Origin of the sequence: Telluribacter roseus, assembly GCF_017355915.2 — a bacterium.
Lineage (GTDB): Bacteria > Bacteroidota > Bacteroidia > Cytophagales > Spirosomataceae > Telluribacter.
On record NZ_JAFEUV020000023.1, the window covers coordinates 35,314 to 48,148 of the forward strand.

Consider the following 12,835-nt stretch of genomic DNA (forward strand, 5'->3'; position numbering starts at 1 on the left):
ATAAGTAGGCTGCCCTCACCTCTGGTGGAGAGTACCAGGTAGTATACCCATACGCTGGGATAAGAGAAGACCATTTTAAAGTATAAAAATTATATCAAAAAGGTATAAGCCGCTTATGTACTGCGGCTTATACCTTTTTTTACTTTAGCCTGTCGTAACAAGTAAGTTATTTACGCAAGTACATACACCATTTTAGCTCCTGCCAGTCTGATTGCAGTGGTAGATTTCGTAGATGCGGGCTAGTAGGTAGGTAAGTATAACTCTGAGCGACTCGCTTTTAAGATAATTAATGTATCGGTGAAGGAGCTAAGTTGGCTGGTAATACAGGTTTGGGTGAAGGAGAGCAGTTGGGGCCACCGGGGCTCCTTCATAGCCTGCTTACAATCTGAAGAGCCAGCCTACCATGCGCATTGATACCCAGTGCGAGGTAATTAACAACCGGTACAGCCAGGAGCTGACCATGTGGCAATCCATCGGAAAATTTGAGTACCTAAACTACCTATATTCAACTATTACCATGCGAGTTCAGATACAACTTATCGTTACGCTCTGTATTGCGGCTGCATTATGGTTGCCGGGGCCGCTGTTGGCTCAGCAGCTCAGTGCTGACCTGATGCAGAAGCCCTGGAAAGCCCAGTGGATCACCGGCCCTGGTCAGCCCATCAACCAGTATACCGCTACCTCCGACCTTAGCCTTAGGGACTATGGCGTCTACAAGTTCTGGAAAACCATTGAGCTGGCAACCAAACCGGCTTCGTTTGTCATTCATGTATCGGCGGACAACCGGTACAAGCTCTTTGTCAACGGAAAGCAGGTATCTCAAGGGCCTGCCCGCGGCGATCTCTACTTCTGGAATTTCGAGACGGTGGACCTGGCTCCATACCTCCAGGCGGGCACAAATACCGTGGCGGCGGTGGTATGGAACGATGGCCGCCTGAAACCGGAAGCCCAGATCTCGTACCTGACCGCTTTTATTCTTCAGGGTAACACGGCTGCCGAAGAAGTACTGAATACCAATAACAGCTGGAAGACCATCAGGGACGAGAGCTACCAGCCTTTAGCAGTACGCGTGCCGGGGTATTATGTGGCCGGACCGGCCGAACTGGTGGATATGACCAAACACGTGAAGGACTGGTATAAGGCAGGCTTTAACGACAGAAATTGGGTAAAAGCGCGGATGATCGGGCCGGGCCTCACCAAAGACGCTGCCGTCAATTCCACCGGCTGGATGCTGGTACCGTCACCTATACCGCCCATGGAAATGACCACGCAACGGCTGGTGGCTACGCGCCAGGCCGAAGGGGTACAGGTACCTGCCAGCTTTCCGGCTACCCGAACCAGAGTAACTATACCGGCCAATACCAGGGCCACGCTCCTGCTGGACCAGGGCGAGCTGACCAACGCCTATCCGACGCTGGTATACAGTGGGGGACGGGATGCTACATTGTCAATGGGCTACGCCGAAGCCCTTTATGAAGGCAGGCCCAACCTCCGGATGGGAATGCCCGCGAAGGGCAATCGAAACGAAGTAGAGGGTAAGACCTTTATTGGCAAGGCAGACAGTCTGCTATCGGACGGATCGGCTAATCAGGAGTACACCCCACTCTGGTGGCGCACCTACCGGTACATACGCTTGGCGGTAAATACAAAAGCCGACCCGCTGGTCATTGAAGACCTGTACGGTACTTTTACGGGGTATCCTTTTGAGGTACAGGCCAGGCTCCAGACCCCTAACCCCGAGATGAAGCAAATGCTCGACATTGGCTGGCGGACGGCCCGTCTCTGCGCCTTTGAGACCTATATGGACTGTCCCTACTACGAGCAGTTGCAGTACATCGGCGATGCCCGCATACAGGCGCTGGTATCCATGTACTACGCCGGAGATGACCGGCTGGCTCGATACGGCCTGACCCTCATGGATCACTCCCGTATCCCCGAAGGTATTACGCTGAGCAGGTACCCGACCGATCTGCATCAGCAGATCCCGACGTTTTCGCTCTGGTGGGTGGCCATGCTCCACGACTACTACATGTACCGGCCCGACGCCCAGTTTATCAAAGACAAGCTGCCTGGTGCCCGTCAGGTACTATCCTTCTTTGAGCGCTATCAGCAAGCCGATGGATCATTGAAGAATGTACCCTACTGGGTGTTTACCGACTGGTCGGAGGGCAAGGGCTGGGACTTCGGGATGGCGCCTACCGGTAAAAATGGCGAATCGGCCGTACTGGATATGCAGTTGCTGTGGACGTACCAGTTGGCCGCCGACCTGGAAAACAGGCTGGGCCTTAAGGACCTGGCCAGCCAGTACCTGAGCCGGGCCGAACAGCTTGAAAAGACCATCCAGCGCAAGTACTGGAATGCCAGCCGCAGCTTGTTTGCCGATACTGAAACCAAAGATACCTACTCCCAGCACGCCAATTCATTGGCTATCCTGGCGGGGGTAACCTCAGCCGAGCAGGCTACAGCCGTAGCCCAAAAGTTGCTGACAGATACAACGCTGGCTCCGGCATCCATCTACTTCAAGTACTACCTCCACCAGGCCCTGACCAAAGCGGGTAGGGGCAATGACTACCTGAACTGGCTGGACAAGTGGCGCGAAAACATGGCGATGGGCCTCACTACCTGGGCCGAAACCTCGGACGTAAGTACCACCCGCTCAGACTGCCACGCCTGGGGATCAAGCCCCAATATTGAATTCTTCCGTACCATTCTGGGCATCGAAAGTGACGCGCCCGGCTTCTCCAGAGTCAGGATTACGCCGCATTTGGGGGCAATCGATGACATCAGCGGAGAAATTCCGCATCCCAATGGCAAGGTAGCTGTCAATTACAAGGTACAGCAGGGGAGGCTACGGGCAGAAATCAATCTGCCCGAAAAGACAGCTGGTAGTTTTGTCTGGAAAGGCAAGACGCATCCTCTGAAGTCAGGGAAGAATTCACTCTCCCTTTAAAATATAGTTTTACGGAGGATAATTTGATTTTTAATGCGATGTGTTGACAATGCTTATAAATAAATTAGCTAACATTGTGTGGAGATAACGCATTGGCTATAAGCTGTTCAAGTTCTCTCCGTACGTCTCTCCACTTAATGATGTAACAATTTTATTACCTACCCTTAATTTCGTAGTACTTACATGAAAAAACCGATAGCTTATGGACTAGGGCTTAGTGTACTGGCACTAGCCATTCTACTGGTCATTGCACCGGGCTTCAAACCCAGGCCACCGGCTCCCAACCACCGAGCGTCGGCGCGGCCCAACATCATTTTCATCATGTCAGATGATCATGCGTATCAGGCTATCTCGGCCTATGATAACCGCCTGATCCAGACGCCCAACATTGATAGAATTGCCAAAAAAGGCATGCTCTTTACCCAGGCCAGTGTCACCAACTCGATCTGCGCCCCTTCCCGCGCTACCATCCTGACGGGCAAGCACTCGCACATCAACGGCAAGGTCGACAACCACTTCCCCTTCGACACGACCAACATCACCTTCCCGCAGATCCTTCAGCAGGCCGGCTACCAGACGGCCATGTTCGGCAAGCTGCACTTTGGCAACAACCCCAAAGGGTTTGATCAGTTTAAGATCCTGCCTGATCAGGGCGCGTACTACAACCCTGACTTCATCACCAAGAAGGAGGGCAACATCAAGGTCGATGGCTACGTGACAGATATCATTACGGACATGACGCTGGACTGGCTGCAGAAAGAGCGTAAGAAGGACCAGCCTTTTATGCTGATGTACCTGCACAAGGCTCCCCACCGCTCGTGGCTGATGGCCGAGCGCCATCTGGAAGAGTTCACCAACAGGACCTTCCCCGAGCCGGAGACGCTGTTTGATGATTATTCGGGTCGGGCTCACGCTGCCTCCGAAGCCGAAATGAGCATCCTGCACCACATGGCATGGGCGGGAGACAACAAAGTCTTCCCTGAGGTGATGGATGAACTGAGTATTCCAGAGATTGGATTTGACAAACGCCGTTATAAAGCGGAGATGAGTCGTTTAAGTCCTTCACAGGCCGCAAACTTTAAGAAGGCTTATTCTAAAATCAACGAGGACTTCAGGAAGAAGTACCTTACCATGTCCGAAAAGGACAAGATGAGGTGGAAGTACCAGCGCTATATGCAGGATTACCTGGGTACGATCAAGGCGGTGGATGAGAATGTAGGGCGTCTGCTGGACTACCTGGAAGCGAACAACCTGATGGAGAACACCATCATCGTCTATACCTCCGACCAGGGCTTCTACCTGGGCGAGCATGGCTGGTTTGACAAGCGCTTTATCTACGACGAGTCGTTCAAGACACCGCTGCTGGTGGCGTGGCCGGGCAAGACCAAGCCAGGTACCCGCTCGGATGAACTGGTGCAGAACCTTGATTTTGCCCAGACATTCCTGGATGCGGCCGGCGTAAAAGCACCAGCAGATATGCAGGGCGAGAGCATGGTGCCGCTGCTGACGGGCAAGACCAACAAGATGAAGAGGGATGCCGTCTACTACCACTACTACGAGTACCCGGCCGAGCACATGGTCAACCGCCACTACGCCGTAGTGACCAAGGATTACAAGCTGATCCACTACTACTATGCGGATGATCAGTGGGAGTTGATCGACCGTAAGAAGGACCCCAAGGAGATGAAGAACGTGTATGATGATCCGGCTTATGCCAAGGTCAAGAAAGAGCTGCATGCCAAGCTGGAGCAGCTGCGGAAGCAGTACAAAGACAGTGACCAGCTCAGCCAGGGGTATGTAGACAGGCTGATGGAAGATGCCAGCAACGGAAAAGTGTTTGGTGTGAGCAAAGAGAAAGTGCAGGAGATCAGGGACAGACGTGCCAAGACCGTGGGTAAGCGATAATCCTAAAGGTTGATTAGTACTTCAATTAAAAGAGTCCTGCTTCACAAGCAGGACTCTTTTTTATATATAAAAGGTCTTTCCAGCCACTGGGTAATCCTTTGGGAGGTAGGAGCAGGCAAGCCGCTGCATCCGTACAGGTAGCGCCTGAATCATAAATTTAACAAACCATAGTACTGATGCGGAAGTTTGATCAAGAGATAGGTACCCTTTGGATGGTACTGTATTTTGGAACTTTGACTAATAAACTTCTATGGCACAGACAGAAAACCGTTACGCCCTGATCACTGGTGCTACCAGCGGCATTGGCTACGAGCTGGCAAAACTTTTTGCCGCGGATGGCTACAACCTGATCATGGTAGCTCGTACGGAAACAGATTTACAGCAGCGGAAACAGGAGTTTACACAGCAGTACAGTGTAGATGTAATTACCATTGCCAAGGACCTGTTTCAGCCCAATGCAGCGTTCGAATTGTATGATGAAGTGAAAAGCAGGAATATAGTAGTGAATGTACTGGTAAATGATGCCGCACAGGGACAGTACGGGCTTTTTGTGGAGCAGGATATCCATCGTTTACTCGAAATCATACAGCTCAATGTTGCCTCCTTTACGGCGCTTACGCACCTGTTCCTGAAAGACATGGTAGCCCGTAACGAAGGTAAGATACTGCAGCTGGCTTCTATTGCCTCTCAGCTGCCGGGACCCTGGCAGGCGGTATACCATGGTACCAAAGCCTACGTACTTTCGTTGACCGAAGCTCTGATCAGTGAGTTAAAAGACACCGGAGTTACACTTACGGCTCTACAACCGGGAGCTACCGATACCGACTTTTTTAACAAAGCCGACATGCAGGATTCCAAAATACTGGATACCAAGTTATCGGATCCGGCCAAAGTAGCGAAGGATGGGTACGAGGCCCTCATGAGCGGTGATGACAAGGTAGTTTCAGGATTGAAGAATAAGGTAATGGTAGGTATGAGTAATATAATGCCAGAGTCCACCGTAGCTGAGCAAATGAACAAGATGCAGGAGCCACGGGATGAAGATAAGGACAACTAATCATACGTAAAAAAAGCCCTCCGCCAGGAGGGCTTTTTTTACGTCTATACACCGTTATTAGTCTGTAATAAATTCAGTAAGAGTCATTTTTGTTTTAAGTAACTATCGATTTACTACAAACACTTACCCTGTGGAGCTGTTATAGGTGAATACTTAACTTATGGTACATGTTCATTGTCAGTCAGCCCACAGTAGCTATTATCTTTTGTCTGATCACTATGCTATTTTGGGGATCATGGACCAACGGTCAAAAAATCGTTACCCAATCGGCCCCTTTGACCATATTTTACAGGGATTATGTCTACGGCATCGTACTAGTCTCAGTTCTCCTGGCTTTTACGCTGGGTAGTCTGGGAGAAGAAGGACGTCCCTTTCTGGAAGACATTCGCCAGGCTGACCTCAGGAACATCTTATTAGCGGTAGCTGGAGGTATCATATTCAACATCGGGAATACGCTCTTAACCGTAAGTATATTATTGGCCGGACTGGCGATAGCCATGCCGGTAGGTACTGGTCTGTCGTTAGCCCTGGGGTTGGTTGTCAACTATCTGGCCGAGCCTGGCGGTAAGCTGCCTTTTTTGGCTACTGGAGGTGGATTGGTCCTGGTAGCCATTGTGCTAAGTTCGATTGCCTATAAGCTGAAAGGTCAGGAAGCGTCTTCATCCGAAAGCCACAAGGGCCTGTGGATCGCTTTGGCAGCCGGTCTCACACTGGGTTTCTTCTTTGTGGTTATTTCCAGCTCTTTAGCTAAAGAGCTGGCCCAGCCGGAAGCAAAGTTACTAACACCTTATACCGGTTTGCTCTTGTTTGCACTAGGTGTTGGCATCAGTAATCCACTTATCGAAAGGCTCGTGCGGCACTTTAAGCTCGCGGATTCAGAAGATAAAACTGCATACAAAGAAGTACCTTTAAAGCTACACGGCATTGGATTGGCTAGCGGAGTCATATGGGGCATAGGCATGATCACCCTTCTGCTAGGATCACCTGAAGCGGGCGAAGCCGTATCGTTCGGGCTCAGCCAGGGGGCTACTATTATCGCGGTTCTATGGGGCTTATTTGCCTGGGCTGAATTTAAGGACGCTCCAAAGAAAGCCATTCGCCTCCTGTGGCTGATGGGATTCACCTATGTGGCGGGTCTTGTACTTATCGTACTGGCGCGGGGATAGCTGGTAACCGTACGCCCGGCAGGTGGTACTATCAGGGTCTGACTACTCGCACACTCTGATTATAGGAAGCAAAAACACCCAGCCCGCCCGTGACGTTGGTGTAAATCAGGGCTGGCTCCGAAAAAGGATTATCGTCCTGTGCCTGCACGCTGCGGTGAAACCGGTAGTAGTGGGAGTCGGTATTCAGAAGCAAAAGATAGAGGCCCTTACTAACGGGGCCACGCCTGGGCTTGACGGGATTATTCACCAATGATTCAACGTACTGTGCATTTACCCTGGGCTTACGGCCCTGCGGCGAGGAAAATTGAGTACCGTCCAGATTCGTGTCGTTCTGAAAAGCCCCGCTACTAAAGGCATCGGTCCACCTGAAATAGGACCGTCCCACCTTACGCGTTTCCCGGGTGGTTTGTAAAATGGAGTCTACATTGACCTCTGAGTACTCAAAAAGCTCATAGGCTCTCACCCGGTAGTAGTTTTCTTTGCCGGCGATGTCATTCCACCTGAAACTCAGCCGAAGAGTGGTGTCGCGGCCTGTGAAACTGGTGATGAGGGTAGTGTCGAGGGTATAGTTTGTAATAGGTACCTGATCCGGGGGAATGGTACAACTGGCTTGTAAGCTACGTTTTCCATCGGTAACGGTAAGTGAATAGGTCATGCCTGCCTTGATCGGGAAACGTTGGACTGGTAGTGAATAGACCTGCTCCCGGGAGTCGTAGGGTAGGGTAACACTCGTAGCCCCGTCACTAATCACCACGGTAGCAGTGGCAAAACTATCGATGTTGTTGACTACCGTATCTCCATCCGAAATGACTAATGAAGTACCCGGCGAACTACTATACTCACTGAACAGCGGATAGGTCTGGCTCACCTTCACCCTAATAATTGTGTCCTGTGGGGAGATGAAAGAAAAAACGGTCAGTTGTGATTCCGTCCTGGGAAGTTTGGACTCGGGTATGGTATTGACCAGCGTCTCGCAGGACGACATCCCCATCAGTAGCAGGAACAGAATACCTACCAGGCTGTGGCTCATGTACAGACGGAATTGAGGCCGCAGATGGCCCGCCTTGGCGGCTCTTCCCTGTGCGGGTAGCATTGTGGTAAAGGTAGCTTTTATGGTTGGTATCATAACCTTATCTGGGCTCTTGTCGTGTCGGTTTGGGTACTTTCTCAAAACTTAAAGTTGTAGCTAACAGAAGGTAGTAAGGGAAACAGCGAGTAACGCTTCAGTACCATCCGGGTTTTAGTTTGTCCCTTAGAATCGGTCGTAGGTTCAGAGTCAATGTTGTAAAAAAACGGATTACGACGGTTGTACGCATTGTATAGCCCAAATTCCCAGGTACGTTCGTGGCGTTTCATCTTCTTATGTAGCTGTATCGCCAGATCGAGGCGGTGGTAGGGCTCCGCCCGGAAACTGTTTTTGGCCCCGTACTCATTGACCGGTATACCAAACCAATTCATCTGGTTCCGGGGCGTGGTAGCATTGTCGGGGTAGGCGTTGTATTGCGACAGAGGTACCGTCAGGGCGTTGCCAGTACCATATACCCAGGTGCCCGACAGGGTCACGCGTTTGCTGAGTTCGTAAATACCAACCACCGATATATCGTGACGGCGGTCGTAGCGGGGGAAGAAGATTTCGCCGAAGTTAAGCTCAGGAAACTGCCACTTGGTCCAGGAAAGCGTGTAGCCAACCCAGCCAGAAAACCGGCCGGTCTTTTTGTGGATCAGAAATTCAGTACCGTACGACCACCCGCGCCCGGCGGTAATGTTATCCTCCCAGCTTAATTCGTTGGCATTCTCTCCGCTCAGACTCAGGAAAGAGGCTCCTTCCTTATAGTTAAGGATGTTATTCATGTTTTTGTAGTACCCTTCCAGCGTTAGGGTCAGAGCGGGCTTCTCGAGGTCTTTGGCCAGGCCCACGGCTACCTGTTGCGACTGCTGAGGTGCTACGCGGTCGGTGGTAGGTACCCACAGGTCGGTAGGTAGTCCGAGCCCGGTATTGGACAGCAGGTGCACGTACTGGTTCATCTGCGCGTAAGACGCTTTTAACGAAAAGTCCTGCGCCAGTCGCAGGGCCGCCGAAAATCGGGGTTCGGGGCGGATGTAGTTTTTAGTCTCGGTTTTGAAAGAACTCAACCGCAAACCTATATTCATCTTAAGAGCGTCGAAAGGCTGCCAGGTGTCCTCCGCATACAGTCCGCTCTCTACTGTATTGACGGGTTTTACCGAGCGCTCGATCGCCTGATTGAGGAAAGACCCCTGGATCGCAACGGCCGAAGGTACAAATTGGTGGAGAGTCACCTGAGCCCCGAACTTGATGGCATGACCGGAGGCAGGGTAGTAGTCGAAGTCAGTCTTGATGCCGTAGTCACGGATCCGGGAGTCGTAGCGTAGGCTAAATTCATTGGCTACGCTACCATCTTCGTTTTTGTTCTTGATGTTGCTGTGGATCCCGAATACAAAATTGCTGGCAATAACCGAGGTATTGGAAAAGAGCTTTTGTCCGAACAGGTGATTCCAGCGAAGGGTAGCCGTGGTATTTCCCCAGTTCAGGCCGTTTTGTGAGTCTGTATCAGGGCCGGCTTCGTTGACATAAAACCGGTCACGTCCAAAGTACCCGCTGAGGTATAGTTTATCCTTTTGCCCCAGATCATAGTTGACTTTAGCGTTCAGATCGTAGAAGTAGTACCCGGGGCTGACCTTGTTTTCTTCGTTTCTCTGCTGTGAGGCAATGAGCGGCGCGGCCAGTGCATCAATGTACGTACGCCGTCCCGATACCAGAAAAGAAGATTTTCCCTTGACCAGCGGTCCTTCCAGCGTCAGGCGCGAAGAAATAATACCGATGCCGCCCTCGCCGTGCAGTTTGTCCTTACTGCCCTCCTTCATATTCATATCCAGTACCGACGACAACCGCCCTCCGTACCGAGCCGGAAAACCACCCTTCGTCAGCTCGACGCTTTTGAGCGCATCGCTGTTAAAAATAGAGAAGAAGCCGAATAAATGATTGGCATTGTATACCACCGCATCGTCTAGGATAATGAGGTTCTGATCCGGTCCGCCGCCTCGCACGTACAGCCCCGTCTGTCCTTCCGATCCTTTCTGTACACCCGGCATCAGCTGCAGTACTTTGAGTACATCCTTTTCCCCGAAGAAAGCCGGGATCTTCTTGATTTGCTGAATGGGTACTTCCACCTGGCTCATCTGGGCCGAGCGACTACTGTAATCATCCTGTCTGCGCGCCGAAATGGTCACTTCTTCCAGTTGGTTGACACTGGTAAGCAGTACATCAATCCGGGTATTTTCGGTTAGGTACAGGTTCCGCACGGTTTGCTGGTAGCCTACGTAGGAATAAACCAGTCGAATACTATCATGGGCGGGCAGGGTAAGCGAGTAAAAACCGTAGGTATTGGTCACTACCCCGTAGGCTGTACCTGACACGTAAACATTCACCCCCGGCAACTGTTCCTGGCTGCCCATTTCTTTCACAAAGCCACTGATGGTAACCTTGTCCTGGGCCACCGCTATCAGGGACAAGCATATGAGCAGGCACGTAAAACTTAGACGCATAAGCCGGGGGTTGTTTTGATTGATACGAATATAGCCAGGTACTTCTTTTGTTAGAAAGTACTTTGTTTTTCAAAGTAAAGGTGGAAATAGTAGTTAAACAAGGGCTTCATAAATAATTAATAGTAGGTTGTTGACCCACAGGTTTCATATGAGGTCAGGAGGAGAAGCTTTAACGTACTTGTACTCTTAAACATAATAGTCTATGTGTAAAATGTTTTGGAAAGTTATGTTGATCCAAATGGGGGTATTTAAAATGGGTGATTATAAGGCTTGGGACAATGCTAAACTATCTTGAATGACTGGGAGATGTGCCGGGTAGGGGATACTATGGCTTCGCAATAAACCGACGAGTCCTGCCATTGTAGTTGAACATGGCAGGACTCGTCGGAAAAAAGCTTCAAACTCTTTAACTGTCTGGTTAGGTCGGGACCATTTCAGATTAAGGCATATTCTTTTTCTCGACCGTCCATCCCGGTGACTGAGCAAGCCCGGCGGGATTACCGCTAAACATTTTACCTGCTTCACGATCCCCTTTCAACTGCCATTTGTACCAATGGGTCGCCACCCTCGCAAATTCGCCACCATGCGGTTTACTGTATGTACCGCCATGCCCTACGTCCATATTACCTACAAAAACAGGCACGTGGTTTATCTGTTTATAATCATCCATGCCATTATTATAAGCTATATCCGATGGGCCGCCTAAAAGATAGAGTGTAGGGGTGTGTATCTTCTTTAACTGATCTTTACCAAGCTGAGGCATTCCGGGCATCCTGTTGTTAGATGGATTGACAAAAATACCACTGTTGCAAACAACGGTGGTGGTGATTCTTGGATCGCCGGCGACCTCGAGAGTTTGCAGACCCCCACAGGACATGCCGCTCACGGCGATTTTTGATAAATCTATTTTGTTATAGTATGGACTTTTCTTGTCATTATTCTGTGCGGTGGCCCAATCAATGGCATCCAACAATTGGGTAGATTTTGAGCGATCCTTTACCTGTTCACCAGTCTCCCTGGGCATTACACCAACGGCAATGACCAGAAAACCATGGGAAGCTACCTCATTCAAGAAGTTGACATGCTCCCAAGGTGAATTGTAACATGCACCATTCCCCCAAGTAATGACCGGCAACTTATCCTTTTTGCCAAATGCACTCATATCTTTTGGTCTGAAGATGGTGTGCGTTGGCAGGGAAGCCTCCGTCATCATAATGGCAGGGTGCTTACCCGTTCCTCCATCTTCAACAACTCTTGAACTTACTTCCTGTGCCCATGATGCATGTAGTGAAATAAATAGGGCCAAAGCCAGTACTATGAAATTTGATTTTTTCATTTAGCTCATGTATTTAGTTTATGTTATCAATTTGGATTTCAGCTACAATGTACTGCTTGAGTCTGGAAAACTGCTTTGACTAGTTATTGGCGGGAGGCAATCTACTGAAAGAGAAGCCAGGCTGCTAATAGAACTCTAAAAGTATGAAATCTTAGCGTACTACTATTCCTAAAACATTACAGATCAAATGCCAGCCGGTACTTTGCATGGTACTTCAGGTAAGTAGGAGGGGAAGCAGCCGGCATATATTTAAAGGGTATCCTCATCAACTGAATTACCTGACCTTCGTTTCTATTAATAATGAGCGTATCAACGCTATAAACTATAGGGATATGAAGGTTAGATCATTTATCATAATCAAAGTTTTGATAGGCGGATTCTCCGCTTGGGCAGGCGCCCAATCTACGGCGGATAGTACTCGGACCAAGATAGCTCCCCCAGTTGAAAAGAAGTACCAGGCGAGAGCACCGCAAACACAACCTTTCGGAGCAGCAGCTTTTAGACCATCCAGGCAGACTACCTTGCGCTAGTCTTTATGGGAATGAGCTGCCCTAAAACGACTGCGAGTAGAGGCGGAAATAACACCCATGTTATCTTCCCGATCCTCTGGCGATATAGGACCTCTACAAAATCTTCATATTAAGGAGGAACTTCAAGAAGAGGTAGAAGTGTTCTATATAAGATCCCACTGACAAAGCCAAGGCCGTTCCTTTATGAGGAAAGACTATCTACAAAATCTTTCTGTACTTAGGAACTTTACGAAGAGTAACTGCTGTTATACTTCTGGTCCCGCTACTAAATCGGGGCCCTTTCTTTTAACAATAAGAAAGTCCTATAAAACTTCCCGAGCATAGGAA

The 12,835-nt window shown here is 49.9% G+C and carries 7 protein-coding genes; 4 read left to right on the plus strand and 3 right to left on the minus strand.

What is annotated here, in order from left to right:
* Positions 1-403 precede the first annotated feature (403 nt).
* From JTN23_RS24645 to JTN23_RS24660, 4 genes are all read left to right on the plus strand, one after another.
* Positions 404-2,950 carry an alpha-L-rhamnosidase-related protein gene (locus tag JTN23_RS24645; RefSeq protein ID WP_247237781.1) on the plus strand — a complete coding sequence of 849 codons (2,547 nt, stop codon included), beginning with the start codon at positions 404-406 and terminating at the stop codon, positions 2,948-2,950.
* A gap of 183 nt (positions 2,951-3,133) precedes the next feature.
* Entirely contained in the window at positions 3,134-4,855 is a 1,722-nt protein-coding gene (locus tag JTN23_RS24650; protein WP_247237782.1) for a sulfatase family protein, read from the plus strand.
* A gap of 250 nt (positions 4,856-5,105) precedes the next feature.
* On the plus strand, positions 5,106-5,912 hold the full coding sequence (locus tag JTN23_RS24655) for an SDR family NAD(P)-dependent oxidoreductase (RefSeq protein WP_247237783.1): 807 nt from the start codon (positions 5,106-5,108) through the stop codon (positions 5,910-5,912).
* 167 nt (positions 5,913-6,079) lie between these two features.
* Positions 6,080-7,078 (plus strand): GRP family sugar transporter, encoded by a 999-nt coding sequence (locus JTN23_RS24660; protein WP_247237784.1) that lies wholly within the window; start codon positions 6,080-6,082, stop codon positions 7,076-7,078.
* Positions 7,079-7,109: 31 nt separating this feature from the next.
* Here the strand turns inward: JTN23_RS24660 and JTN23_RS24665 are convergent, their stop codons facing one another.
* The 3 genes from JTN23_RS24665 to JTN23_RS24675 form a co-directional block, all read right to left on the minus strand.
* The gene (locus JTN23_RS24665; RefSeq protein WP_247237785.1) at positions 7,110-8,204 is read right to left on the minus strand and encodes a DUF4249 domain-containing protein; all 1,095 of its coding nucleotides are present in this window, start codon (positions 8,202-8,204) and stop codon (positions 7,110-7,112) included.
* A gap of 41 nt (positions 8,205-8,245) precedes the next feature.
* A complete protein-coding gene (locus JTN23_RS24670; RefSeq protein WP_247237786.1) occupies positions 8,246-10,642 on the minus strand; it encodes a TonB-dependent receptor in 2,397 nt (798 codons plus the stop codon).
* A gap of 439 nt (positions 10,643-11,081) precedes the next feature.
* Positions 11,082-11,978: a poly(ethylene terephthalate) hydrolase family protein gene (locus JTN23_RS24675; protein WP_247237787.1), complete on the minus strand. Its 897-nt coding sequence runs from the start codon at positions 11,976-11,978 to the stop codon at positions 11,082-11,084.
* Positions 11,979-12,835 lie beyond the last annotated feature (857 nt).